The organism is Bradyrhizobium sp. 62B (assembly GCF_030272265.2).
Taxonomy (GTDB): Bacteria; Pseudomonadota; Alphaproteobacteria; order Rhizobiales; family Xanthobacteraceae; genus Bradyrhizobium.
In genome coordinates this window covers 1,200,622-1,224,420 of sequence record NZ_CP092841.2, presented here as the reverse complement: position 1 = coordinate 1,224,420, position 23,799 = coordinate 1,200,622, and the positions used below count along the sequence as shown (strand labels likewise).

The 23,799-nt window shown below is 65.4% G+C and carries 25 protein-coding genes; 20 read left to right on the top strand and 5 right to left on the bottom strand.

Annotated elements, in window-relative coordinates; translation table 11 throughout:
• Positions 1-32 precede the first annotated feature (32 nt).
• Positions 33-1,115 carry a branched-chain amino acid aminotransferase gene (locus tag ML401_RS05800; RefSeq protein ID WP_285810558.1) on the bottom strand — a complete coding sequence of 361 codons (1,083 nt, stop codon included), beginning with the start codon at positions 1,113-1,115 and terminating at the stop codon, positions 33-35.
• Positions 1,116-1,454: 339 nt separating this feature from the next.
• Here ML401_RS05800 and ML401_RS05795 point away from each other — a divergent pair, with 339 nt between their 5' ends.
• From ML401_RS05795 to ML401_RS05780, 4 genes are read left to right on the top strand one after another with little or no spacing between them, the layout of a single operon-like run.
• On the top strand, positions 1,455-1,997 hold the full coding sequence (locus tag ML401_RS05795) for a MarR family winged helix-turn-helix transcriptional regulator (protein ID WP_211418493.1): 543 nt from the start codon (positions 1,455-1,457) through the stop codon (positions 1,995-1,997).
• A 2-nt stretch (positions 1,998-1,999) separates the two neighbouring features.
• Positions 2,000-2,725: a response regulator gene (locus tag ML401_RS05790; protein WP_194406090.1), complete on the top strand. Its 726-nt coding sequence runs from the start codon at positions 2,000-2,002 to the stop codon at positions 2,723-2,725.
• 19 nt (positions 2,726-2,744) lie between these two features.
• Entirely contained in the window at positions 2,745-4,133 is a 1,389-nt protein-coding gene (locus ML401_RS05785) for an ATP-binding protein (RefSeq protein WP_194406089.1), read from the top strand.
• A 51-nt stretch (positions 4,134-4,184) separates the two neighbouring features.
• A complete protein-coding gene (locus ML401_RS05780; RefSeq protein WP_285810556.1) occupies positions 4,185-4,595 on the top strand; it encodes a hypothetical protein in 411 nt (136 codons plus the stop codon).
• A 7-nt stretch (positions 4,596-4,602) separates the two neighbouring features.
• On the opposite strand, the gene ML401_RS05775 is transcribed toward ML401_RS05780, so the two are convergent.
• Positions 4,603-5,133, bottom strand: a complete 531-nt coding sequence (locus ML401_RS05775; RefSeq protein WP_285810554.1) for a DUF3617 family protein — start codon at positions 5,131-5,133, stop codon at positions 4,603-4,605.
• A gap of 45 nt (positions 5,134-5,178) precedes the next feature.
• Positions 5,179-5,478: a hypothetical protein gene (locus ML401_RS05770; RefSeq protein ID WP_194406087.1), complete on the bottom strand. Its 300-nt coding sequence runs from the start codon at positions 5,476-5,478 to the stop codon at positions 5,179-5,181.
• A 185-nt stretch (positions 5,479-5,663) separates the two neighbouring features.
• On the opposite strand from ML401_RS05770, the gene ML401_RS05765 reads away from it, so the two are divergent.
• The 4 genes from ML401_RS05765 (at position 5,664) to ML401_RS05750 (ending at position 8,430) form a co-directional block, all read left to right on the top strand.
• Positions 5,664-6,125, top strand: coding sequence for a hypothetical protein (locus tag ML401_RS05765; protein WP_285810553.1), 462 nt, complete (start codon positions 5,664-5,666; stop codon positions 6,123-6,125).
• Between the two features lie 120 nt (positions 6,126-6,245).
• A complete protein-coding gene (locus tag ML401_RS05760; protein ID WP_211418496.1) occupies positions 6,246-6,950 on the top strand; it encodes a ribonuclease T2 in 705 nt (234 codons plus the stop codon).
• Between the two features lie 122 nt (positions 6,951-7,072).
• Positions 7,073-7,933: a 23S rRNA (adenine(2030)-N(6))-methyltransferase RlmJ gene (locus ML401_RS05755; RefSeq protein ID WP_194406084.1), complete on the top strand. Its 861-nt coding sequence runs from the start codon at positions 7,073-7,075 to the stop codon at positions 7,931-7,933.
• A 281-nt stretch (positions 7,934-8,214) separates the two neighbouring features.
• Complete coding sequence (locus ML401_RS05750) at positions 8,215-8,430, top strand: cold-shock protein (RefSeq protein ID WP_008544396.1); 216 nt, start codon at positions 8,215-8,217, stop codon at positions 8,428-8,430.
• Between the two features lie 125 nt (positions 8,431-8,555).
• Here the strand turns inward: ML401_RS05750 and ML401_RS05745 are convergent, their stop codons facing one another.
• Positions 8,556-9,179 carry an outer membrane protein gene (locus ML401_RS05745; RefSeq protein WP_211418498.1) on the bottom strand — a complete coding sequence of 208 codons (624 nt, stop codon included), beginning with the start codon at positions 9,177-9,179 and terminating at the stop codon, positions 8,556-8,558.
• 251 nt (positions 9,180-9,430) lie between these two features.
• On the opposite strand from ML401_RS05745, the gene uvrC reads away from it, so the two are divergent.
• The 9 genes from uvrC to ML401_RS05700 all read left to right on the top strand — a co-directional run bounded on the left by uvrC (position 9,431) and on the right by ML401_RS05700 (position 18,229).
• Positions 9,431-11,473, top strand: coding sequence for an excinuclease ABC subunit UvrC (gene uvrC / locus ML401_RS05740; RefSeq protein WP_211418499.1), 2,043 nt, complete (start codon positions 9,431-9,433; stop codon positions 11,471-11,473).
• A 96-nt stretch (positions 11,474-11,569) separates the two neighbouring features.
• Positions 11,570-12,187, top strand: coding sequence for a CDP-diacylglycerol--glycerol-3-phosphate 3-phosphatidyltransferase (pgsA, locus tag ML401_RS05735; RefSeq protein ID WP_194406081.1), 618 nt, complete (start codon positions 11,570-11,572; stop codon positions 12,185-12,187).
• Positions 12,184-12,435: a molybdopterin converting factor subunit 1 gene (moaD, locus tag ML401_RS05730; RefSeq protein WP_194406080.1), complete on the top strand. Its 252-nt coding sequence runs from the start codon at positions 12,184-12,186 to the stop codon at positions 12,433-12,435. The genes pgsA and moaD overlap by 4 nt, the downstream gene beginning before the upstream one ends.
• Positions 12,436-12,438: 3 nt before the next feature.
• A complete protein-coding gene (locus ML401_RS05725) occupies positions 12,439-12,921 on the top strand; it encodes a molybdenum cofactor biosynthesis protein MoaE (protein ID WP_212067983.1) in 483 nt (160 codons plus the stop codon).
• Positions 12,921-13,880: a 50S ribosomal protein L3 N(5)-glutamine methyltransferase gene (gene prmB, locus ML401_RS05720; protein WP_285810544.1), complete on the top strand. Its 960-nt coding sequence runs from the start codon at positions 12,921-12,923 to the stop codon at positions 13,878-13,880. Before ML401_RS05725 ends, prmB begins: the two co-directional genes overlap by 1 nt.
• Before the next feature lie 92 nt (positions 13,881-13,972).
• Positions 13,973-14,560 carry a phage holin family protein gene (locus tag ML401_RS05715; RefSeq protein WP_285810542.1) on the top strand — a complete coding sequence of 196 codons (588 nt, stop codon included), beginning with the start codon at positions 13,973-13,975 and terminating at the stop codon, positions 14,558-14,560.
• The gene (locus tag ML401_RS05710) at positions 14,560-15,690 is read left to right on the top strand and encodes a YihY/virulence factor BrkB family protein (RefSeq protein ID WP_285810540.1); all 1,131 of its coding nucleotides are present in this window, start codon (positions 14,560-14,562) and stop codon (positions 15,688-15,690) included. Before ML401_RS05715 ends, ML401_RS05710 begins: the two co-directional genes overlap by 1 nt.
• Before the next feature lie 163 nt (positions 15,691-15,853).
• A complete protein-coding gene (locus ML401_RS05705; protein WP_285810538.1) occupies positions 15,854-17,359 on the top strand; it encodes an EAL domain-containing protein in 1,506 nt (501 codons plus the stop codon).
• A 15-nt stretch (positions 17,360-17,374) separates the two neighbouring features.
• A complete protein-coding gene (locus ML401_RS05700; protein ID WP_028140142.1) occupies positions 17,375-18,229 on the top strand; it encodes a TIGR01459 family HAD-type hydrolase in 855 nt (284 codons plus the stop codon).
• A 201-nt stretch (positions 18,230-18,430) separates the two neighbouring features.
• On the opposite strand, the gene ML401_RS05695 is transcribed toward ML401_RS05700, so the two are convergent.
• On the bottom strand, positions 18,431-18,826 hold the full coding sequence (locus ML401_RS05695; RefSeq protein WP_008567674.1) for a response regulator: 396 nt from the start codon (positions 18,824-18,826) through the stop codon (positions 18,431-18,433).
• Between the two features lie 229 nt (positions 18,827-19,055).
• Between ML401_RS05695 and ML401_RS05690 the strand changes: the two genes are divergently transcribed.
• The 3 genes from ML401_RS05690 (at position 19,056) to lspA (ending at position 23,737) form a co-directional block, all read left to right on the top strand.
• Positions 19,056-20,027 (top strand): bifunctional riboflavin kinase/FAD synthetase, encoded by a 972-nt coding sequence (locus ML401_RS05690; protein WP_285810523.1) that lies wholly within the window; start codon positions 19,056-19,058, stop codon positions 20,025-20,027.
• 207 nt (positions 20,028-20,234) lie between these two features.
• A complete protein-coding gene (gene ileS, locus ML401_RS05685) occupies positions 20,235-23,234 on the top strand; it encodes an isoleucine--tRNA ligase (RefSeq protein ID WP_285810521.1) in 3,000 nt (999 codons plus the stop codon).
• A gap of 8 nt (positions 23,235-23,242) precedes the next feature.
• The gene (gene lspA, locus ML401_RS05680; protein WP_194406072.1) at positions 23,243-23,737 is read left to right on the top strand and encodes a signal peptidase II; all 495 of its coding nucleotides are present in this window, start codon (positions 23,243-23,245) and stop codon (positions 23,735-23,737) included.
• Positions 23,738-23,799 lie beyond the last annotated feature (62 nt).

Here is a 23,799-nt window from a genome sequence, read left to right as displayed (position 1 = left end):
GCTCGCGCTTTGCGCGTCCGGGACACGAGACCTCAAAACACCTTGCGGATCCAGTTGTGCGGATCGTTGGTGCGGCCGTACTGGATGTCGACGAGCTGCTTGCGCAGGCCCATGGCGACGGGGCCGGCGGCGCCGCCCGAGATCTCGAAATCGCCGCTCACCGAGCGCACCTTGCCGATCGGCGAGATGACGGCGGCGGTGCCGCAGGCAAAGGCCTCCTTCAGCTTGCCGCTCGCCGCGTCCTTGCGCCACTGGTCGAGCGAATACGGCTCCTCGCGCACGGTCTTGCCGGCGTCCTTGGCCAGCGTGATGATGGAATCGCGGGTGATGCCGGGCAGGATGGTGCCGAGCGGCGGCGTCGACAGCGACCCGTCGTCGAACACGAAGAACACGTTCATGCCGCCGAGCTCCTCGATATAGCGGCGCTCGATCGCGTCGAGGAAGACGACCTGGTCGCAGCCATGCTGGATCGCTTCGGCTTGCGCGCGCAGGCTCGCGGCATAATTGCCGCCGCATTTGACGGCGCCGGTGCCGCCGACGGCCGCGCGCGTATAGTTCTCCGACACCCAGATCGAGACCGGCGCGGGACCGCCCTTGAAATAGGAGCCGACCGGCGAAGCGATGACCGAGAAGATGTATTCGGACGACGGCTTGACGCCGAGGAAGGTCTCGCTCGCGATCATGAAGGGCCGCAGGTAAAGGCTGCCCTCGCCGCCCGGCATCCAGGCGCGGTCGATCCGCACGAGCTGCTCGACCGCCTCGATGAAGACGTCCTCGGGCAGCTGCGCCATCGCCATGCGGTCGGCCGAGTCCCTGAAGCGCCGCGCATTGGCGTCGGGACGGAACAGGTTCACGCCGCCGTCGTCGCGCTTGTAGGCCTTCAGGCCTTCAAAAATCTCCTGCGCGTAGTGCAGGACGGCGCCGGCCGGATCCATCTGGAAGTTGGCGCGCGCCTCGATCTTCGCCTCGTACCAGCCGCCCTTGGCCTGGTTGTAGCGGACGATCGCCATGTGATCGGTGAAGACCCGGCCAAAGCCGGGGTCCACCAGCTTGGCGACGCGGTCCTTCTCGGACGTCGGATTGGTGGCGGGCTGGATGTCGAATGTCATGCTCATGTCCTTGGCTCCCGCTGCCGGTATCGGCGCTGTTCTGGCGCCCGCCCGCCCCGCTCCGGGGCCAGCTGGCTCGATTGGTTTCTGGCCGGACCACCGCCAGCCTTGTTACGGCCGGTTTCCCGTGGCCAGCATGTCGGGCAGGACATGCTTTTGCGCGAGACGGAAGTCCAGTATGTTTTGCCGAAATGCCGCTCGACAATCGCACGGTAGATCTGATCCGGCTGTCGTCGCCTGTCCGGCTCTTTCCGCCGTCCCTGCATCGACGCCGCCCGCCGCGAAACGATCTAAAATTTCGTGCGGGTTGATGGTTTTGTAACATTGAACCCAAGATACGTCAATATGCCTGACATAAATTTCGCGAGTCCCTCTCAAGACGCCGCCGAGCCTCGGCCGGCCGCAGGCGATGGAGGCAATTTGCGCTGGGATATCATCGAGCTGCTGTTCTTCGCCTATCGCGACTTCGTCGGCGATCCCGACCAGGAGCTGGAGGCTTTCGGCTTCGGGCGGGCCCATCACCGGGTCATGCACTTCGTCTACCGCTATCCTGGTCTCAAGGTCGCCGATCTGCTCGACGTCCTGCGCATCACAAAACAGTCACTCGGCCGCGTGCTCAAGCAGCTCCTGGACGAGGGCTACATCGTGCAGAAGACCGGCGACAACGACCGCCGCCAGCGCCTGCTCTACGCGACGCCGAAGGGCGAGGCGCTGGTGCAGAAGCTCGCGGGTCTGCAGACCACGCGGATCACCAAGGCGCTCGCCGAGATGAGCCCGCAGGATGCCGAGACGGTCAAGCGCTTCCTGCGAGCGATGATCGATCGGGACGATCCGGACAAGGTGCTCGAGACGATCTTCGCCTCCGTCAACCAAGACGCCAAGGAGTAACCGTGACGCTCGCCGCCACTCTCGCCCGCGCACCGGCGCGCCCGGCCGACGATGCTCCGCATCTGTTGCTCGTCGACGACGACCGCCGCATCCGCGATCTGCTCTCGCGCTTCCTTGCCGGCGAGGGCTACCGCGTCACCACGGCCGCCAGCGCCGGCGATGCACGGTCGAAATTGCTGGGTCTGCATTTCGACTTGCTGATCCTCGACGTCATGATGCCCGGCGAGACCGGCTTCGATCTCGCGCGCTTCATCCGGACCTCCTCCTCGGTGCCGATCGTGATGCTGACGGCGCGCCATGAAGCGGAGGCCCGCATCGAGGGCCTGCAGATCGGCGCCGACGACTATGTGGCAAAACCGTTCGAGCCGCGCGAGCTTGCGCTGCGCATCAACAACATCCTCAAGCGCGCCGCGCCGCCGCCGCAGGCCACGACGATCGAGAAGATCGCCTTTGGTCCCTACATCTACCATCTCGATCGCGGCGAGCTGCGCCAGGGCGAGGAGGTCATCCACCTCACCGACCGCGAGCGCGAGATGCTGCGCATTCTCTCGGAGACGCCGGGCGAGACCGTGCCGCGCAGCGCGCTGACCGGCAATGGCAGCGTCAACGAGCGCGCCGTCGACGTGCAGATCAACCGCCTCAGGCGCAAGATCGAGACCGACCCCGCCAATCCGCTGTTCCTCCAGGCGGTACGCGGCATCGGCTACCGCCTGGTGGCCTCGCCATAAATCAAGTGAAGCGCGCCAGATGAGCACGATCGACACCGGCCTGACGCTTCTGAAGAGCGCCGCCGGCCGCGTTTCGGCGGCCAATGGCTGGATGGGCAACGCGTTCAAGGGCTGGATGCCGACCGGCCTCTACGCCCGCGCGCTCCTCATCATGATCGTGCCGATGGTGGTGCTGCAATCGGTCGTCGCCTTCGTGTTCATGGAGCGGCACTGGAACACGGTGACGCGCCGGTTGTCGGCCGCGGTGGTGCAGGACATCGCCGCACTGATCGACGTCTACAAGGGCTACCCCCAGGACAAGGACCGGACCGAGATCCGCCGCATCGCGCAGCAGCGGCTCGGCCTCGTGGTCGACTTCCTGCCCGCCGGCGACATGCCGCCGCCGGGACCGAAGCCGTTCTTCTCGCTGCTCGACCAGACGCTGTCGGTGCAGCTCGGCCGCCAGATCGGCCGCTCGTTCTGGATCGACACGGTCGGCCGCTCCAATTTGGTCGAGATCCGCATCCAGCTCGACGATGCCGTGATGCGCGTGTTCGCGCAGCGCAGCGCTGCCTATGCCTCAAACTCGGAGATCTTCCTGTTCTGGATGGTCGGCACCTCCTCGATCCTGCTGATCGTCGCGGTGCTGTTCCTGCGCAACCAGATCAAGCCGATCCTGCGGCTTGCCGACGCTGCCGAAAGTTTCGGCAAGGGCCGCGAGGCGCCGAACTTCCGCCCGCGCGGCGCGCGCGAGGTGCGGCGCGCCTCCGTCGCCTTCCTCGAGATGAAATCGCGCATCGAGCGCACGATGGAGCAGCGCACCGCGATGCTCGCCGGCGTCAGCCACGATCTGCGCACCATCCTGACCCGCTTCAAGCTCGAGCTGGCGCTGATCGGCGACAGCCCCGAGCTCGAGGGCATGCGCAAGGACGTCGACGAGATGTCGATGATGCTGGAGGATTACCTCGCCTTTGCGCGCGGCGATTCCGGTGAGCAATCGCAGCCGACCGACATGGCGCAGGCGCTCGAGGAGCTGCGCGGCGATGCCGAGCGCCATGGCCATGCCGCGACCGTCGCCTTCCATGGCCTGCCGGTCGTCACCGTGAAGCCGGCCTCGTTCAAGCGCTGCCTCGCCAACCTCGTCACCAACGCGGCACGCTACGGCAAGAGCATCGCCATCACCGGCCAGCGCGATCACCGTTATTTGACCGTGACGGTCGACGACGACGGACCCGGCATTCCCACGCATTTGCGCGAAGAAGTGTTCAAGCCGTTCCTGCGGCTGGACAATGCCCGCAACCAGGACGAAGGCGGCACCGGCCTCGGCCTTGCCATCGCCCGCGACATCGCCCGCTCCCACGGTGGCGACATCACGCTCGGCGACAGCCCGATGGGCGGCTTGAGGGCGAGCGTGCGGATTCCGGTGTAGCGAAAGGCAGCGCAACTACGAGCGCGCCAATCCTGCGGAGTTAGAAAAACTATGAGTAGCAAGGACGGATTCGTAGCCAGATTCGTCTCACCATTCGATGAGAGCACGGTCATCATCGAGGATGATGGCAGGGTCGCTTATGCCTACATGCTCGGCAAGGACGAGAAGATTTGTAGCGACGTGTGGCTCTATAATCGTTGCCCAACCCCGGTGGAACCCGAGTGGCACGACCCCGCGAACCTACCGTTCGCCAATCCTGCGTCGTTCGTCAGCCAAGGCTCACGCTTCTCGTTTCCCGGCTCGGCTCACGATTTCAACGTCGCGTGGGATGAAGCTCGCGGACTTCTCGTCGCAAAAGTCCTTTTACGCGATGACCACTTCGCGAGCCTGGAAGTTGGAGCCAAGCCGGGCTGGTCGGCTCTGGCGGCCAAGGACGGTCCGTTGGCGCTGGTATTGAGATAGCCGTCGCCTACTTCGGCAGCAGCGCCTTCAGCTTGTCCATGTCGCGCACGTTCATCTTGAAGCCGCCGGGCATCACGATGTCGCCGGGCTTCTGCTCCGGCTTGCAGGCGCCGAGCCATTTCGCCTCGAGAGTCATCGAGGTGTCGCGGCCCGCGGCACCGGCGCCGCCGCCCTGCGCGTGCGAGGTGGTCTTCACCGTATAGGCCGAATTGAAATCGCCCGTGATCTCGGCATGCGAGGTCGTGCTGATGCCTGCAATGCTGCACTCGGAATCGCTGACATAGCCGGTGGCGGTCTTCTTGATCTCCTGCTTGGCGCAGACCTGCTTGGCCATCGGCGAGACGTTGTTGTTCATCTCCTTGTCGACGGTCTCGTCGGTGCAGTGCTGCATGGTCATCTCAGGCACCGGCCCGCCGGTGCGGACCATCTTCAATTCCCAGAGACCGGCCTTGCGCACCGGCAGATCGTCGGCGCTGGCAATCCCCGCCGACACCACGAGACAAAGCGTCGAGCCGAGCAAAGCGAGTTTGCGCGTCATGCGAGAAGCTCCCGGCTTATTGGATTGCGGCGTTACGACAACGCCTCAGTAGAGCGTGCGGATCGGCTGCTCGGCGGCGCCATAGGGCACCCAGCGGCAGGAGAACGAGATGTAGCCGCCCTCATAGGCCTGCACGCTGAGGAATTTGACCACCTTGCGGTAGCGCGCGCAGTGATCGACCGCGACCTGACGTGCATCGACCTGGGTGGCCATCGAATAGGCGATGATCCCGCCGGTGTCATTGCCCTTGAACGGCGGCACGATGTCGGCGCGCGCCGACTGGCTCGCCGTCATACCCGAGACAACCAGGCTGGCGAGAAGACCCGCGGCCGCAATGATTCGCATTCCCGTCACTCCAATTGGCTGGCCCCCAGTTTACGGTGCCGGGATGGAAGTGGAAAGAACCGAAGCCCTGCCGACCACGATGTTGTGGTCAACTCCTGGCGAAGTGTTGCCGCGCTGCACTTGACCTCCCCCGGCCTTCACGGCACCGTCCGACCTTCGCAAGACCTTAGCTGTCCGGATTGACCATGCGCGCCCCCTCCCTGAAATCGCTCCGCTTTGCCGCTCTGCTCGGCCTCATGTTCGGGGCGGTGACGCTCGGCGAGGCCAGGGCCGCCAATCCGCTGGAGCTGAATTTCTGGCTGAGCGGACCCCGCTATGACGGCAACGTCGCCAATTGCGACTGGGCTCTGCCGAGGATCCAGCGCGAGTTCGCGGAGAAGGAATATACCTTCTGGAATTCTTCGCTGAAGATCACCGGCTTCTCCGCCGTGCACGAGACCGCGTACCGGCCCTGGCAGTCCGACAACATTCCGCGCCGCTATTGCAGCGGAGAGGCCATGCTCACCGACGGCAAGGTGCGCAAGGTGCACTTCTCGATCATCGAGGACGGCGGGTTCGCCAGCTACGGCAACGGCGTCGAATGGTGCGTGGTCGGGGTCGATCGCAACTGGGCCTATAATCCGGCCTGCCGCGCCGCCAGGCCTTGAGCTCGAGGCGCCCTGATTCGGGCGCTGTCAGCCGCCAAATGGCGGCCGCCTGAATTTTGTTCTTGAAATGTTCTTTTCGCCTGCTAGGCTTCCTGCACAGTCTAGTTGAGGGGCGTTGCCATGTTTCATTCCAGATTGCATTCGTTCTCCCGCCTCGTGATCTCGCTGGCCCTTTCCCTGATCCTCGCGGCTAGCCTCGCCTCGTTCGCCGGCGACGCAAAGGCCCAGGACAAACGGCAGAACGCGCCCGGCGAGTTCGATTTCTATGTGCTGTCGCTGTCATGGTCGCCCTCGTTCTGCGAGGAGGCGGCCGAGCGTGGCGGCCGCTCCCAGATCCAGTGCGGCGGACGGCCCTATGCCTTCGTGGTGCATGGGCTGTGGCCGCAATATGAGAACGGCTTCCCGGAATATTGCCAGCGGCCCGCGCCGCGGCTGAACCGCAACATCGTCTCCTCGATGCTCGACCTGATGCCGGCGCCGGGGCTGATCTTCAACGAATGGGACAAGCACGGCACCTGCTCGGGCCTCGAGGGCCGCAGCTATTTCGAGACGATCCGCAAAGCGCGCGCCGCGATCAAGATTCCGGCCGAATATCTCGATCTGTCGCAGGCCAAGTCCGTGGCGCCGGCTGAGGTCGAGGAGGCCTTCATCAAGGCCAATCCTGGCCTGAGCAATGCCGCCGTCTCGGTCACCTGTAACCGCACTCGGCTCTCCGAGGTGCGCATCTGCCTCAGCAAGGACCTGCAATTCCGTACCTGCGAGGAAACCGACCGCCGCGCCTGCCGCCGCGATCAGGTGACGATGCCGCCGATCAGGGGTGGTTGAGGCCGAGGCTCGCGCAAGAAACCGGCCCCGGCTCGGCGGCGCAGCGTTACACGCTGCACCGCGTCCAGGACACGTGATTGTGCCTCTTTGCTCGAGCCGTCACGTGGCGTAGTCCTACCCCCATGAATTACCGCCACGCCTTCCACGCCGGCAGCTTCTCCGATGTCATCAAGCACATCGTGCTGGCGCGCATCGTCACCTATCTGCAGGATAAGCCGGGGGCGTTCCGCGTCATCGACACTCATGCCGGGGCCGGCCTCTACGATCTCGACAGCGACGAGGCGCGCCGCAGCGGCGAATGGCTGACCGGCATCGCGCGGCTGATGCAGGCCCGGCTGTCGAACGAGAGCGCGGCGCTGGCCAAGCCCTATCTCGACATCGTCCGCGCTTTCAACCCGAAGGGCGAGCTCAAAACCTATCCGGGCTCGCCGTTGATCGCGCGCGGTCTGCTGAGGCCGCAGGACCGGCTGGTCGCCTGCGAGCTCGAGCCGAAGGCGCGCAAGGCACTGATCGACGCGCTGCGCCGCGACGAACAGGCCCGCGTGGTCGATCTCGACGGCTGGGTGGCTCTGCCGGCCTTCGTGCCGCCAAAGGAGCGGCGCGGCCTCGTGCTGATCGATCCGCCCTTCGAAGCCAAGGACGAGTTCGAGCGGCTGGGCGAAGCCTTCGCCGCCGCCTTCGTGAAATGGCCGACCGGCATCTATCTCATCTGGTATCCGGCCAAGAGCCGGCGTGCCACCGACGCGCTGGCCCAAACGGTCGCCCGGCTCGCAGCCGCAGCAAAACCACCGGGAAAATGCCTGCGCCTCGAATTCAGCGTCGCGCCCCAGCTCGATGGCGGAGCGCTCGCCTCCACCGGGCTGCTGATCGTCAATCCGCCCTACACGCTGCAGGGCGAGCTGAAGACCATCCTGCCCGAGTTGGAAATACCGCTCGGCCAGGGCGGTGCTGCCAGATTCCGATTGGAGGTCCCCAAGCCTTAATCCCCAAGCCTTAAGGAGAGACCGTAACACTCCGGCATTCTTGGGAAAAATATGCAGGAGCGGTAGTCAATCTGCAGAGAACCGTATTATGCTGTTTCCGTGACTGGCTTTACGTTCCGCTTCCGCGAATGGTTGCGGCGGAGTGAAGGCCTAAGAAAGATCCGGCCGGACCGCTTACGGTCCGCCCAAGGATGGCCAGCTCTCCCGGGCTTCGTATTGCCCGGTCATGTCGCGACGTGAGTCTGCGTCGCGGCGGAGGAGCAATGAGGGGGAGTTTCCCGATGGCCATGACGGGAACGGTTAAGTTTTTCAACGGCGAACGCGGCTACGGTTTCATCAAGCCTGACGACGGCGGCCGCGACGTCTTCGTGCATATTACTGCTGTGGAGCGGGCCGGACTGAAGGACCTTGCGGAAGGACAGCGCATTACTTTCGAAGTCGAGCCGGACAAGAAGGGGAAGGGACCGAAGGCGGTCAACCTGGTCATTCTCTCCTAGCGGGCCTGACGCAAAATACTTCGCGAAAATACTTCGCGAAAATACTTGGCGTAAAAATACTTGGCGAAAAAAATCCCGGCCGCGAGCGGCCGGGAGTTGTTGTCCGGTATTTTCTTCTTCAGCTATCAGAAGCGATAATTCACGCCTGCGCGAACAACGCTGGCGCTATAGCCGTTTGACACGCCCGTAATTGCGAACTGACTGGTCGACAGGTCGATATAGAGATATTCGAGCTTGGCGCTCCAGTTCGGAGCAAGGCCGACTTCTGCGCCGGCACCGATGGTCCAGCCCGCGGTGGTGTGCGATTCCGACCAGCCGAAGGTCTGCGCGCGCAGCTCGCCGAAGGCGAGACCGGCGGTGCCGTAGAACAGCACGTTGTTGAAGGCATAGCCCGCGCGGCCGCGCAGGGTGCCAAACCACGGATTGGAGAATTTCCACGGGGCGAAGGTATCGTCGGCACCGGCCGCCTGGATATCGCCCTCGACGCCGAACACGAACGGGCCGTTCTGGAAATTGTAGCCGGCCTGCACGCCGCCGACGAAGCCCGACGGCTTTGAGGGATTGTTGTCGACCGAGCCCCATTCGTAGCCGATGTTGCCGCCGAGATAGGGACCTGCCCAGCTATACGCATTGAGCGGCTGGTTGACGGTATAGGGCGCACGCTGGCCGTAATTGAAATCCGCGGCCTCTGCCGAAGCTGTCCAGCCGGCTGCGACCAACGCGGCCGCGCCCAAAATGAGCCCCCTCATCACTTAACTCCAACGCAACTGCCGTCGCCGGTGCGGCGCCCGCGCACCCCGCGCGAGGCAAACCGCATGGTTACGGAACCACCATCTTTTCGCGTAAGATTTATCGAGAGTTTTAAGTTAAAGGGCTGTTAAGCTGGGTTACCGCGCGCTTAACACCCTTAAGGAAGCGTTACCGGGAACCGCGCCGCCGTCCTGTGCGTGCCGCACGGCCGGAACTTCAAATCGGCACCCCCAGCGCCTAAATTCGCCCCATGGTTCACGATTCCCCCGACAATCCGGACGACCGCGCGCGCAAACCGCCCCCGACTGCCGCGAGCGACACGCCGCCCGACCTCGATCCCGCGACGACCGGCGGTGACGACGAGGACGAGGCGCGGCTGCCCGACATCCTCGAAGAGAGCGGCGCGGTCGGCGAGGAGCCGCTGGCGACCGGTCACGAGGCGATCGAGCGCGCGGTCCGCCTCGCCCCGACCTCGCCCGGGGTCTATCGCATGCTCAGCGCCAATGCCGACGTGCTCTATGTCGGCAAGGCCAAGAACGTCAAAAAGCGCCTGTCGAACTATGCGCGCCAGAGCGCGCCGCAGCCGGCGCGCATCCTGCGCATGATCGCCGCCACCGTGACGGTGGAGATCGTCTCGACCAACACCGAGACCGAAGCGCTGCTGCTGGAAGCCAACCTGATCAAGCAGCTGCGTCCGCGCTTCAACGTGCAGCTGCGCGACGACAAGTCGTTCCCCTATATCCTGATCACCGGCGACCATTGGGCGCCGCAGATCCTGAAACATCGCGGCGCGCAGAGCCGGCCCGGCCGCTATTTCGGCCCGTTCGCCTCCGCCGGCGCGGTCAACCGCACCATCACGGCCTTGCAGCGCGCGTTCCTGATCCGCTCCTGCACCGATTCCTTCTTCGAGAGCCGCACCCGGCCCTGCCTGCTCTACCAGATCCGCCGCTGCGCTGGTCCCTGCACCCGCGAGATCGATTTCGGCGGCTATACGACGCTGGTGCGCGAGGCGAGCGACTTCCTGTCCGGCAAGAGCCATGCGGTGAAGCAGGAGCTTGCCGGCGAGATGGAGAAGGCGTCCGGTGAGCTCGAGTTCGAGCGCGCCGCGCTGTACCGCGACCGCCTCGCCGCGCTGTCGGCGATCCAGTCGCAGCAGGGCATCAATCCGCGCACGGTCGAGGAAGCCGACGTGTTCGCCATCCACCAGGAAGGCGGATTCTCCTGCGTCGAAGTGTTCTTCTTCCGCACCGGCCAGAACTGGGGCAACCGCGCCTATTTCCCGCGCGCGGAGAAGTCGTTCACCCCCGAAGAGGTGCTCGGCTCCTTCCTCGCCCAGTTCTACGACGACAAGCCGCCGCCGAGAAACATCCTGCTCTCGCACGAGATCGAGGAGAGCGAGCTGCTCGCCAACGCGCTGGCGATCAAGGCCGGCCACAAGGTCGAGGTCGCCGCACCCAAGCGCGGCGAGAAGAAGGAGCTGGTCGCTCACGCCCTGACCAATGCGCGCGAGGCGCTCGGCCGCAAGCTCGCCGACACCGCCACGCAAAGCCGCCTGCTCGACGCCATGGCCGCGACGCTGAGCCTGCCACATTCGCCCAAGCGCATCGAGGTGTACGACAACAGCCACATCCAGGGCACCAACGCGGTCGGCGCCATGATCGTCGCTGGCCCCGATGGTTTCGTGAAGAACCAGTACCGCAAGTTCAACATCAAGTCGGAAGGCATCACGCCCGGCGACGACTTCGCCATGATGCGCGAGGTCCTCGAGCGGCGCTTCAAGCGCCTGATCAATCCGCCCGAGGACGCCGGCACCAAGGCCAAGGACGACGATTTCCCGCAATGGCCTGACCTCGTGATCATCGACGGCGGCCGTGGCCAGCTCAACGCCGTCCGCGAGATCTTCGCCAATCTCGGCCTGACCCAGGTGTCGCTGATGTCGGTCGCCAAGGGGCCGGACCGGGATGCGGGCCGCGAGACCCTGTTCATGCCGGAGCGCGAAGCCATCAAGCTGGAGCCGCGCGACCCCGTTCTGTATTTCATCCAGCGCCTGCGCGACGAGGCCCACCGCTTCGTCATCGGCTCGCACCGCAAGCTGCGCAAGAAGGACATCCGCGAGGCCGGTTTGCAGGAGATTCCGGGCATCGGCCCGTCACGCAAACGAGCCTTGCTGCATCATTTCGGCACCCTGAAGGAGATCGAACGCGCCTCGATCGCCGATCTCGGCAAGGTTCCGGGGGTCAGCGCCGAGAGCGCTCGCAGAATTTTCGACTATTTCCATCCCCAGCCGGGATGAACTAAAGGGGCTGCGGTCATATGGTCGTCGCACCCCGCACCCCATCTGGGGAGCGGAACGGTTGACCTTCAGGCTTGAGCGGTATTGGTAGGACGAATGAACATCGCCACGACACGAGGGACCACCAGCCGCGCGATGTCCCTCCCGAACATCCTGACTTATGGCCGGATCGCCGCGATCCCGGTCGTGGTCGGATGCATCTATGCGCAGTCGATCCTGGATCAGCCGCTGTGGCTGCGCTGGGTCGCGGTCGCCATCTTCATCGCCGCCGCGGTGACCGATTACCTTGACGGCTATTATGCGCGAATCTGGAATCAGCAATCGGCCTTCGGCCGGATGCTCGATCCGATCGCCGACAAGCTCCTGGTCGCCTCGTGCCTCTTGATGCTGGCGGCCGACGGCATCATCCACGGCTGGTCGCTGTGGGCCGCCATCGTGATCCTGTGCCGCGAGATCCTGGTCTCGGGCCTGCGCGAATATCTCGCCGCGCTCCGCGTCAGCGTGCCCGTGACCAAGCTTGCGAAGTGGAAGACCACGGTCCAGCTGGTCGCGATCGGGTTCCTCCTTGCCGGCCCCGCCGGCGACGAGGTGGTGCCCGTCGTCTCGATGCTTGGCCTCGCGCTGCTCTGGGCCTCGGCGATCGTGACCATCTACACCGGCTACGATTATTTCCGCGCCGGCATCCATCACCTCATCAAGGAGGACGAGGGATGAAGGTGAAGTATTTCGCCTGGGTGCGCGAGCGCGTCGGCAAGGCGGAGGAGACCATCGAGCCGCCGGCGACCGTGCGCACCGTCGAGGAGCTGATCGCCTGGCTGTCCGGCCAGAGCGAGGCCTATGCCTACGCGTTCGAGAAGCCGAAGGTGATCCGCACCGCGATTGATCACACCCACGTCAAATCGGATGCCGCGATCGCGGGCGCCCGCGAGATCGCGTTCTTCCCGCCGATGACCGGCGGCTAGACCATGACGTCCCCTGTCGCCAGCTGCCCCGTCACTATCCGTATTCAGGAAGACGATTTCGACATTGCGCGCGAGATCGCGATCCTGACCAAGAGCCGCACCGATATCGGTGCGGTCGTGAGCTTCTCCGGCATCTGCCGCGCCGACGACGACAGCGCCAGGGTCGCGGCGCTGACGCTCGAACATTACCCGGGGATGGCCGAAGAAGAGATCAGGCGCCACGCCGACGAGGCCACATCGCGCTGGCCGCTCAACGGCGTCACCGTGATCCACCGCGTCGGCCGCTTCATGCCGGGCCAGAACATCGTGCTGGTGCTGACCGCCTCGCAGCATCGCCAGGCCGCGTTCCAGGCGGCCGAGTTCCTGATGGACTACCTCAAGACCAGCGCACCGTTCTGGAAGAAGGAAGAGAGCGCCTCCGGCACCGGCTGGGTCGAGGCCCAGGCCCGTGACGACGAGGCCGCCGCACGCTGGACCAAATCCTGATGGCAAGAGCTGCAAAAAAGACCGCGCGCGGCCGCGCTACGCCGAAGCTCGCGAAAGTGGGACCCGGCGAGCTTGTCACGCTGTTCGATTTCGTCCGCTATGCCGTGAGCCGCTTTGTCGAGGCCGAACTCGCCTTTGCCCACGGCACGACCGACCCGGTGGCCGAAGCCGCGTTCCTGGTCGGCGAAGCGCTGCATCTCGATCCCGAGCAGTTCGAAGCCTTTGCCCACGCCCGCGTCACGGCTGCCGAGGGCAAGACCGTCCTCGATCTGATCCACCAGCGGATCACCACGCGCAAACCGGCCGCCTATCTCGTCAACAAGATCTACATGCGCGGCCTGCCCTTCTATGTCGACGAGCGGGTCATCGTTCCGCGCTCCTTCATCGGTGAGCTCCTGGATTCGCATTTCGGCAACGAAGGCGCTGCCGGATCTCTGATCGACGATCCCACGGAAGTCGAGCGCGTGCTCGATCTCTGCACGGGATCGGGATGCCTCGCCATCCTCGCCGCACATCACTTTCCGAACGCCATGGTCGACGCCGTCGACATCTCCAAGGGCGCGCTCGAGGTTGCCGCCCGCAATGTCGGCGAGTATGGGCTCGAGGACCGGGTCAGCCTGTATCGCGGCGACCTGTTCGCCCCACTCGGCAACAACAGATACGATCTGATCATCACCAACCCGCCTTACGTCGATGCCGAAGGCATGGCGGCATTGCCGCCGGAATGCCGGGCCGAGCCAAAACTCGCCTTCGACGGCGGCGCCGACGGCCTCGACGTGGTGCGCCGGATCCTGCGCGAGGCGCCGGATCACCTGACGCCGGACGGCGGGCTGATCTGCGAGATCGGCCGTGGCCGGGACTTGGTCGACGAGGCCTTTCCGGAACTGCCGCTGCTCTGGCTCGACACCGAGGAGTCCGAGGGCGAGGTGTTCTGGATCGCGGCCGCCGATCTCGGCTGATTCATCAGGACGGACGGAGCTCCGTCGGAACAAGTCAAATTCGGCCACGTTCATCCCCCGAACGAATTTTCTCGCTCTCGGAGGATGTCCAGATGCTCGCGCCATCGGGCGAATTGCTGCGCGCCGGCATGGCGCTCAAGCTCAATCACGTCAAACGCGCCGCGCAATCCTATCTGCGTGACCAGACCAGCCAGGCCACCGGCAAGGTGACATCCTACGCAATGGCTGGCGGGCTGTTCGCGGTCGCGGGCCTGTTCGCCATCGCGGCATTCTTCGTCGGGCTGATCGCCCTGTACCGCTGGATCGCCATCACCTACGGGCAGTTCTGGGGTTTCGGTGCCGTCGCGGGCGTGCTGCTGGTGCTGGCGGCGGTCTGCGCCGGGGTGGCGATGGCGCAGATGAAGCGCAAGGCCAGGCCGATCGTGCCACTTACCAGCCGGTTGCGCGTTGCCATCGCGACGCCGCGGATTCCGCGCGGAACGGTCAAGCAGGCCGTCAAAGAGGTCGCCACCACAATTCCCCTTGCGCCGCTCGCGCCCGGCGAGCGCCGCCATGGTGCAAGCGCTCGGCCGGCGTATACCAACCGCCCCGTGCAGCTCGGTCTGATGCTCGCGGCGATTGGATTGGCGGGATTCACGGCGGCGCGGCGCAGGCGTCACGGTCATAGATTGGATGCCTGATGCTGGTGCGGCGCTCCGAGCAGATCGACTCCTGGCTGCTGGTGGCGGCGACGGCCGTCTTCGTGCTGACGGCTGAGCGCTACTTCCAGGACTCTGACCTGCTCCGGTCCGGCCCGCCGCAGGACCACCGCAAGGGCGAGGCAAACTCACCAGAGACGCACCCGGCGCGCGCCGCCGTGCAGCCCGGCCGCGGCCGCCATGCGAAGAGCCCGTTCGCAATCCCCTGGGCCGGCTGGAAGGACATCTTCTGGCGAACCTATCAGCGCGTCGACGAGGATCGCCTGCTTGCGACTGCAGGCGGTGTCGTCTTCTTCGGGCTGCTCGCGATCTTTCCGGCGGTGACGGCGCTGGTTTCCTCCTACGGCCTGTTCGCCGATCCCGCGACGATCAGCGCCAATCTGCACACGCTTGCGACGATGCTGCCCGAAGGCTCGTTCCAGATTGTCGAGGACCAGGTGGCCCGCGTGGTGTCGCATGGCAACACGACGCTCGGTGTCACCTTCCTGTTCGGCCTCCTGCTGGCGATCTGGAGCGCCAATGCCGGCGTCAAGGCGATCTTCGATGCCCTCAATGTCGCCTATGAGGAGCGCGAGAAGCGCGGCTTCATCAAGCTCAACATGGTGTCGCTCGCCTTTACGGTCGGCGGCATCGTGGCGCTGCTGCTGATGGTCGGAGTTGTCGTCGCCTTCCCGCTGGCGCTCAATCATCTCGGCATGGCGCCCGAAAGCAAGCTGATCGTGGCGCTGGCACGATGGCCGCTGATGTTCCTCATCCTGCTCGTGGCGCTCGCGATCCTTTACCGCTTCGCGCCGAGCCGCGATGCGCCGCGCTGGCAATGGCTGAGCCTCGGCGCCGTGGCCGCGGCGATCCTCTGGATCGCCGGTTCGGCGCTGCTGTCCTGGTATCTCTCGGAATTCGCCAATTACAATGCGACCTACGGCTCGCTCGGCGCAGCGATCGGCCTGATGACGTGGATGTGGATGTCGGCGATCGTCATCATGTTCGGCGCCGAGCTCAATTCGGAGATCGAGCGGCAGACGCTGAAAGACACGACCGAGGGGCCAGCCAAGCCGCTCGGCAGCCGCGACGCCGTCTCGGCCGACACCGTCGGCGCCGCCGCGCCGTCTTGACTCCCCGACGGGCCTGAACTTGCAGGCCCGAGGCGCTATCCCCTCGAATCAACAATGATGTTAAGGTTGCGCGGCTTGGGGAAGCACGAGGCGTGACGGGATCGCACGGCGACCCGTGTTTTCCCGGGTAAGGCAGACAGCTCTTAAAGGCGTAACGCGCGGCATGATTCGCATTTCGACGATCTTCATCGCCATCTGCATGGTTCTGGTCGCGGCCTCGCTCGGGCTTGTCCTCTACGCCGTCGCCGGCATCAGCGGAACCGAATCCGCGATCGTGGCGCTGACCGCGCTGACCTTCCTGATCCTCTACAATGCGGTGTCGATGCGGCTGCGTGACCGCAGCGACGTCGGCGGCCAGATCGCCGACCTGTCGCGCGGCACGGCCGACCTCGCCCGCCAGGTGGCCGAGTTCGGCCGGCGGCTCGCCGCGATCGAGGGCCGCATCGCCTCGTCCAATTCGACCAACTCCGACCGCATCCAGTCGGTGGTCGGCGAGATCAACGAGCTCGGCGGGTTGGTCAGACAGCTCGCCACCACCGTGTCGGCCCATGAGGACATGCTGGCCGGCAGCGCGCCGGCGCCCGCCCCGGTCGCCAGATCCGAGTTCAAGTCCGAGCCGGAGGCGCCGATCGACCTGGTTGCGCCGTTCGAGGAGCAGCCAGCCGCTCCTCCCCCGCTTCCCGCAGCTCCGCCGCCTGCGCTGGCGCAGCCGCGGCCGGCGCCGGCGGTCCAGCCCCCGAGCTCCAGCCCGGTTCAGACGGCAGGTGGGCGCAACCAGACTCAATTGCTGGCGACGCTGCGCAACGCCATCGACGAGAACCGCATCGACATCTTCCTGCAGCCGATGGTGACGTTGCCGCAGCGCAAGGTGCGGTTCTACGAGGCGGTGACGCGCCTGCGCGACGAACGCGACCAGCTGATCGCAGCCGAGGAGTTCATCAGCATCGCGGAGGCCTCCGGGCTGATCGGGCGCATCGACAACATGGTGATGCTGCGCTGTGTGCAGGTGCTGCGGCGCCTGATGGTGCGCAACAAGGAGGTCGGCGTGTTCTGCAACGTCGCCGCGTCCACGCTCGGCAATTCCACCACCTTCGCACAATGCCTCGACTTCCTCGAAGCCAACCGGGCGCTGGCGCCCTCGCTGGTGCTGGAGTTCAAGCAATCGACGTTCCGCAATCTCGGCCCGGCCGAGACCGAGAATCTCGCGGCGCTGGCCCAGCGCGGCTTCCGCTTCTCGATCGACCACGTCACGGATCTCAGGATCGAGCCGCGCGAGCTGGCCGATCGCGGGGTGCGGTTCATCAAGGTGCCGGCGACGCTGCTGCTCGACCCCAGGCAGGCTTCGGCCTCGGACATCCATCCATCCGACCTCTCCGACCTGCTCGGCCGCTTCGGCATCGACCTGATCGCCGAAAGGATCGAAGGCGAGCGCGCGGTCGTGGACCTGCTCGATTACGACGTGCGGTTCGGCCAGGGCTTCCTGTTCGCGCCGCCCCGGCCATTGCGGCCGGAGGGGGCATCTGCTACCGGCGGGGCCTCGCCGAACCAGGACATTCAGGGATCCAATGGCTCCGCTTCCCCCAGCCAAGGCACGCAATCTGGCACGACGTCAGCCGCTTCTGCGGCCCAACGCATCACCGGCAACGCCGCGCTTGCGCGCCGCATCTGATCGGCCCCGCGCATCATGACCACGCTGCATTTCGCCGAAAGCCTGCGTGAGCTCGTGGGCGGCGTCGACGTCGTGCTGAGCGACATCTGGGGCGTCGTCCATAACGGCCTCGAATCCTTCCCCGAAGCCTGCGAAGCCTTGCACACTTATCGCAGCCGCGGCGGTACGGTGATCCTGATCACCAACGCACCGCGGCCGGCCGACAGCGTGCAGCGGCAATTGCGCAAGCTCGGCGTCGCCGACGAGACCTACGACGCCATCGTGTCTTCGGGCGACCTGACGCGGCTCTATGTCGCCGAGCATCCCGGCCGCAAGATGTTCTGGCTCGGGCCCGAGCGCGACAACTCGATCTATCGCGGCCTCGATGCAAAGACCGCTCCGCTGGAGGAAGCCGATTACATCGTCTGCACCGGCCTCTATGACGACGAGACCGAGACGGCGGAAGACTATCGCGGCATGATGCTGAAGGCCCGCGAGCGCAAGCTGACGCTGGTCTGCGCCAACCCCGACATCGTGGTGGAACGCGGCGACCGGCTGATCTACTGCGCCGGCGCCATCGCGGAGCTCTACCGGGAGCTCGGCGGCGAGGTGATCTTCTACGGCAAGCCGCACCGGCCGATCTACGAGCGCGCCATGGCGCTCGCCGGCGAACGCCAGGGCCACCCGATCGACCGGAAAAAGGTGCTGGCGATCGGCGATTCCGTCCGCACCGACTTAACCGGCGCGCGCGAGTTCGGCATCGACTGCCTGTTCGTGACCCGCGGCATCCATGCCGAGGAGTTCGAGGGCCTCGACCAGCTCGACCCGGCATCGGTGATGGAATTGTTCGGCCACCCGCCTAAGGCCTTGATGCGCGAATTGAAGTGGTGACGATCTAGCCGTCATCCCGGGATGGTCCGAAGGACCAGACCTCAGATACGCAATTGCGCATCGGGGGATCTCGGGATTCTCAGGTGCGCAATTGCGCACCATAGCTCGGTGCTCGCGCACCGCTCCGGTATGACGATCCCAACGCAAAAAGCCCGGGACCAGCCCGGGCTTTTCCGAATCACCTGATGGCTTCGAAGCGCCTTACGCGCTCGCCATGTCCGGGAAGACCGCCTCGATCTTGGTCTTCAGCGTCGCCGCATTGAACGGCTTGACGATGTAGTTGTTCACGCCGGCCTTCTTGGCCGCGATCACGTTCTCGGTCTTGGATTCGGCCGTGATCATGATGAAGGGCGTGGTGGCGAGATTCGGATCCGCGCGCACTTCGCGCAACAGGTCGTAACCCGTCATCGGCTCCATGTTCCAATCGGAGATCACGAGCCCGTACTTCTTGCCGCGCATCTTGTTCAGCGCTGCCGAACCGTCGCTGGCATCGTCGATGTTCTCGAAGCCAAGCTGCTTCAGCAGATTCCGGATGATACGGATCATGGTGCTGTAGTCATCCACCACCAGAACCGGCATCGACAAATCAACCGCCATCTCGACTCCCCCAACGCATACCCAGGAATATTACGATCGGACCTGCCGGGCCGGGGCCCGCCTGTTCCAGATGCAAGGACTAGCACCAAGGCGTTAAACAGCGCGTTAATTGGGGGCGCCCCGAAAGAACTGAAATTGGGTTCGATACGCCCCGCCGCCTTCCGCTTGACTTCATCGGGCCCGTCGCGCCACGGTCCCGGACGGTCCCGCCGGTTCGAGAATTCCCCTGATGGCCCCGCATTTTAACGTTATCCGCGACACCACGCCGGACTCCGCGATTCCGAGGGGCGCCGTGGTCGCCATGGGCAATTTCGACGGGGTCCATCTCGGTCACCGCGCCGTGATCGCCGCCGCCCTGGAAATGGGCCGGGCGCATGGCCGTCCTGCGCTGGCGCTGACCTTCGAGCCGCATCCAAGGCGGTTTTTCAGCCCCAACACCCCGCAGTTCCGCCTGACGGACGAACGGGCCAAGCTGCGGCTCCTGGCCGGCACCGGGCTTGCCGGCGCCGTGGTCATGACCTTCGACAAGGCGCGCGCCGGGACCAGCGCGCAAGATTTCATTCACCATGACCTGATCGGGCGGCTCGGCGTCAGCGGGATCGCGGTCGGCTACGACTTCCATTTCGGCAAGGGACGCGTCGGTTCGCCCAGCCTGCTGGTCAACGAGGCGCCCCGGCTCGGCATCGAGGTCGACGTGCAGCCGCATGTCGACATCGACGAGCGGCCGGTGTCCTCCAGCGCGATCCGGATCGCCCTCGCCGAAGGCCAGCTCGACGAGGCCACCACCATGCTGAGCGCGCCCTGGTTCATCACCGGCGAGGTGATCCACGGCGAGAAGCGCGGCCGCGATCTCGGCTACCCCACCGCCAATATCCGCCTGGACGCCAATTGCGGGCTGAAGCACGGCATCTATGCGGTGCGGGTCGGCCGCGGCACCGAGCGGCTCGACGGGGTCGCCAGCTTCGGCCGCCGCCCGACCTTCGACAACGGTGCCCCGCTGCTGGAAATCTTCCTGTTCGACTTCAAGGGCGACCTCTACGGGCAGGTGCTGGACTGCGCCTTCATCGGCTTCATCCGCGAGGAGCTGAAATTCGAGGGTATCGAGGCCCTGATCCGGCAGATGGACGACGATTCCGCCCGCGCCCGCGCCATCCTGGCCGCCGCTCCGGACGCGTTTCCGCGGCTCGGCGCCCTCGATTGAGGGCTGATCCCGGCCTTTCCCGAACCTTTGCGCTTCCTTTGGCCCCCTGCTATGGAGAGCCCATGTTTGCGCGGCGCATCATAGGGATTAGCGGCCCGGCTTCCGCCTGAGCCCAAAGGCTCGGCGCAAGACCGGGATTTTGGTCGTTTCACCCCCGCGATTCCGCATCGCCATCCGTTCCCGCGCCATTCCGAGCCAGTCAGCCCCATGTCCGAAAAGCCGCAAAAGTCCGACACCAAAGACTATTCGAAGACCCTGTTCCTGCCGCAGACCGAATTCCCGATGCGCGCCGGCCTGCCGCAGCGCGAGCCGGAGATCCTCAAGCGCTGGTACGAGATCGGCCTCTACGAGAAGCTGCGCGAAACCGCGAAGGGCCGCGCCAAATTCGTGCTGCACGACGGCCCGCCCTATGCCAACGGCAACATCCATATCGGCACGGCGCTGAACAAGATCCTCAAGGATCTCGTCACCAAGAGCCAGCAGATGCTCGGCTTCGACTCCAACTACGTGCCCGGCTGGGACTGCCACGGCCTGCCGATCGAGTGGAAGGTCGAGGAGGAGCACTATCGCAAGAAGGGCAAGCAGAAGCCCGACTTCCGCGACAGTGCCGCGATGATCGATTTCCGCCGGGAGTGCCGCGCCTACGCCACGCATTGGCTCGGCGTGCAACGCGAGGAATTCAAGCGCCTCGGCGTCATCGGCGACTGGGACCATCCCTACGCCACCATGAGCTTCCCGGCCGAGGCCCAGATCGCGCGCGAGCTGATGAAGTTCGCCGCCAACGGCACGCTCTATCGCGGCTCCAAGCCGGTGATGTGGAGCGTGGTCGAGAAGACCGCGCTGGCCGAAGCCGAGGTCGAGTACGAGGACTACACCTCCGATACGGTGTGGGTGAAATTCCCGGTCACCTCCCCCGCGCACGGTGCACTCGCCGCCGCAAGCGTCGTGATCTGGACCACCACGCCCTGGACGCTGCCCGGCAACCGCGCCATCTCGTTCTCGCCGAAGATCGCCTACGGCCTGTACAAGGTGACGGACGCGCCCGCCGACAATTGGACCAAGACCGGCGATCTCCTGATCCTCGCCGACGCACTGGCCGAAGAGGTCTTCAAGCAGGCGCGCGTGACTGCTTACGAGAAGGTCCGCGACGTCCCCGGCGACACCATGGACGCGATCGAATGCGCCCATCCGCTCAAGGGGCTTGCCGGCGGCTACGACTTCATCGTGCCGCTGCTGCCCGGCGACCACGTCACCGACGACACCGGTACCGGCTTCGTGCACACCGCGCCCGGCCATGGCCGCGAGGACTTCGATGCCTGGATGGCGCAGGCGCGCGACCTCGATGCGCGCGGCATCAACACGGCGATCCCCTACACCGTCGACGAGAATGGCGCCTACACCGATCACGCGCCGGGCTTCGCCGGCAAGCGTGTCATCAACGACAAGGGCGAGAAGGGCGATGCCAACGAGGCCGTGATCAAGGCGCTCGTCGAACGCGGCATGCTGCTTGCCCGCGGCCGGCTCAAGCATCAATACCCGCACTCCTGGCGCTCCAAGAAGCCGGTGATCTTCCGCAACACGCCGCAATGGTTCATCGCCATGGACAAGGACGTGGCGCAGAGCGGCAAGGCCAAGAGCGGCGACACGCTGCGCGCCCGCGCGCTACACGCGATCTCGGTGACGCAATGGGTGCCGCCGTCGGGCGAGAACCGCATCAACGGCATGATCGAGGCGCGGCCCGATTGGGTGATCTCGCGCCAGCGCGCCTGGGGCGTGCCGATCGCCGCGTTCGTGCGCGAGAAGGGCGACGGCTCCGCCGAGATCCTGCAGGACGAGGCGGTCAACGCCCGCATCGGCGAAACCTTCGAGAAGGAAGGCGCCGACGCCTGGTACGCGACGGGGGCGCGCGAGCGCTTCCTGGGATCCCGCGCGAGCGAGGATTGGCAGAAGGTCGACGACATTCTCGACGTCTGGTTCGATTCCGGCTCGACCCACGCCTTCGTGCTCGAAGACCCCGTGCAGTTTCCCGGGCTCGCCGGCATCAAGCGCAAGGTCGACGGCGGCACCGACACGGTGATGTACCTGGAAGGCTCGGACCAGCATCGCGGCTGGTTCCACTCCTCGCTGCTGGAAAGCTGCGGCACGCGCGGCCGCGCACCCTACGACATCGTGCTGACCCACGGCTTCACCCAGGCCGAGGACGGCCGCAAGATGTCGAAGTCGCTCGGCAACACCATCGAGCCGCAGGCGGTCATTAAGGAATCCGGCGCCGACATCCTCCGGCTCTGGGTCGCGTCCTGCGACTACACCGACGACCAGCGCATCGGCCCCGAGATCCTGAAGAACACGGTCGAGACCTACCGCAAGCTGCGCAACACCGTGCGCTGGATGCTCGGTACGCTGCATCATTACAAGCCGGCTGAGGCCGTCGCGCCCGCCGACATGCCCGAGCTCGAGCGGCTGATGCTGCACGAGCTGGCGATGCGCGCGGCCGCCGTCGACAAGGCCTATCGGGAGTTCGACTACAAGACCGTGGTCGCGACCCTCTCCGCCTTCCTCAACAGCGAGCTCTCCGCGTTCTATTTCGACATCCGCAAGGACACGCTGTATTGCGATCCGCCGTCCTCGCTGACGCGCAAGGCGGCGCTGACCACGATCGACCTGTTGTGCACCTCGATCCTGAAATGGCTGGCGCCGGTCCTGAGCTTCACCGCGGAGGAAGCCTGGCGCATGTACCGCCCCGGCGCCGAACCGTCGGTGCACCTGACGCTGTTCCCGACGGATCTCGAAGGCTTCCGCGACGACAAGCTCGCCGCGAAGTGGGAGACGATCCGCAACGTCCGCCGCGTCGTCACCGGCGCGCTCGAGCTCGAACGCGCCGCCAAGAACATCGGCTCGTCGCTGGAGGCATCGCCCGTGATCTATGTCGCGGACCGCGCGATGCTGGCGACGCTGTTCGACATCGATCTGGCTGAAGTCTGCATCACCTCGAATTACGAGGTGCGCGAGGGCGAGGCGCCGGCTTCGGCGTTCCGTCTCGACGCCGTGCCCGGTGTCGCGGTCGTGGTGGAGAAGGCGGTCGGCACCAAATGCGCCCGCTCCTGGAAGATCTCCCCGATGGTGGGCGAAGACGCTGAATATCCCGACGTCACCCCGCGCGATGCCAAGGCGTTGCGCGAATGGAAGGCGTTGGGGGTAGCGGTCTGATTCCGGCCATGTCCCCGCTCGGCGCCGGCATCCTCGCGGCATTGGCGACCCTCGTGGCCGACCAGGCCTCGAAGCTCTGGCTGCTGAACGGGTTCGACCTCGCCCGCCGCGGGGTCGTGAAGGTGACGCCGTTCTTCGATTTGGTGCTGGCCTGGAATATCGGCATCAGCTTCGGCTGGCTGCAGAACGACGGCCAGGCCGCGCAGCTCGCGCTGATGGCCGTCAAGGTCATCGCCGTGGTCGCCCTGGCGATCTGGATGGCCCGTTCGCAAACCCGGCTTGCGACCGTCGCCCTGGGGCTGATCATCGGCGGCGCCATCGGCAACGGCATCGACCGCCTGGCCTATGGCGCAGTGGTCGATTTCGCGCTGTTCCACATCGAGATCGGCGGAAATACCTATAATTGGTATGTGTTTAACCTCGCGGACGTGGCGATCGTTGCTGGGGTGGCGGGGCTATTGTATGATTCCTTCCTGGGGGTACCCGCCGCAAAAGCGCCCTGATCCCGGCCGATACGGACCGGCAGGTGGAACCCGGCTTTTGCGAGGGGTCGGCCGCGTTTGAG

Coding starts and splice junctions, on each gene's coding strand:
- ML401_RS05800 (WP_285810558.1), bottom strand. CDS start 1,115: ATGAGCATGACATTCGACATCCAGCCCGCCACCAATCCGACGTCCGAG.
- ML401_RS05795 (WP_211418493.1), top strand. CDS start 1,455: ATGCCTGACATAAATTTCGCGAGTCCCTCTCAAGACGCCGCCGAGCCT.
- ML401_RS05785 (WP_194406089.1), top strand. CDS start 2,745: ATGAGCACGATCGACACCGGCCTGACGCTTCTGAAGAGCGCCGCCGGC.
- ML401_RS05780 (WP_285810556.1), top strand. CDS start 4,185: ATGAGTAGCAAGGACGGATTCGTAGCCAGATTCGTCTCACCATTCGAT.
- ML401_RS05775 (WP_285810554.1), bottom strand. CDS start 5,133: ATGACGCGCAAACTCGCTTTGCTCGGCTCGACGCTTTGTCTCGTGGTG.
- ML401_RS05770 (WP_194406087.1), bottom strand. CDS start 5,478: ATGCGAATCATTGCGGCCGCGGGTCTTCTCGCCAGCCTGGTTGTCTCG.
- ML401_RS05765 (WP_285810553.1), top strand. CDS start 5,664: ATGCGCGCCCCCTCCCTGAAATCGCTCCGCTTTGCCGCTCTGCTCGGC.
- ML401_RS05760 (WP_211418496.1), top strand. CDS start 6,246: ATGTTTCATTCCAGATTGCATTCGTTCTCCCGCCTCGTGATCTCGCTG.
- ML401_RS05755 (WP_194406084.1), top strand. CDS start 7,073: ATGAATTACCGCCACGCCTTCCACGCCGGCAGCTTCTCCGATGTCATC.
- ML401_RS05750 (WP_008544396.1), top strand. CDS start 8,215: ATGGCCATGACGGGAACGGTTAAGTTTTTCAACGGCGAACGCGGCTAC.
- ML401_RS05745 (WP_211418498.1), bottom strand. CDS start 9,179: ATGAGGGGGCTCATTTTGGGCGCGGCCGCGTTGGTCGCAGCCGGCTGG.
- uvrC (WP_211418499.1), top strand. CDS start 9,431: ATGGTTCACGATTCCCCCGACAATCCGGACGACCGCGCGCGCAAACCG.
- pgsA (WP_194406081.1), top strand. CDS start 11,570: ATGAACATCGCCACGACACGAGGGACCACCAGCCGCGCGATGTCCCTC.
- moaD (WP_194406080.1), top strand. CDS start 12,184: ATGAAGGTGAAGTATTTCGCCTGGGTGCGCGAGCGCGTCGGCAAGGCG.
- ML401_RS05725 (WP_212067983.1), top strand. CDS start 12,439: ATGACGTCCCCTGTCGCCAGCTGCCCCGTCACTATCCGTATTCAGGAA.
- prmB (WP_285810544.1), top strand. CDS start 12,921: ATGGCAAGAGCTGCAAAAAAGACCGCGCGCGGCCGCGCTACGCCGAAG.
- ML401_RS05715 (WP_285810542.1), top strand. CDS start 13,973: ATGCTCGCGCCATCGGGCGAATTGCTGCGCGCCGGCATGGCGCTCAAG.
- ML401_RS05710 (WP_285810540.1), top strand. CDS start 14,560: ATGCTGGTGCGGCGCTCCGAGCAGATCGACTCCTGGCTGCTGGTGGCG.
- ML401_RS05705 (WP_285810538.1), top strand. CDS start 15,854: ATGATTCGCATTTCGACGATCTTCATCGCCATCTGCATGGTTCTGGTC.
- ML401_RS05700 (WP_028140142.1), top strand. CDS start 17,375: ATGACCACGCTGCATTTCGCCGAAAGCCTGCGTGAGCTCGTGGGCGGC.
- ML401_RS05695 (WP_008567674.1), bottom strand. CDS start 18,826: ATGGCGGTTGATTTGTCGATGCCGGTTCTGGTGGTGGATGACTACAGC.
- ML401_RS05690 (WP_285810523.1), top strand. CDS start 19,056: ATGGCCCCGCATTTTAACGTTATCCGCGACACCACGCCGGACTCCGCG.
- ileS (WP_285810521.1), top strand. CDS start 20,235: ATGTCCGAAAAGCCGCAAAAGTCCGACACCAAAGACTATTCGAAGACC.
- lspA (WP_194406072.1), top strand. CDS start 23,243: ATGTCCCCGCTCGGCGCCGGCATCCTCGCGGCATTGGCGACCCTCGTG.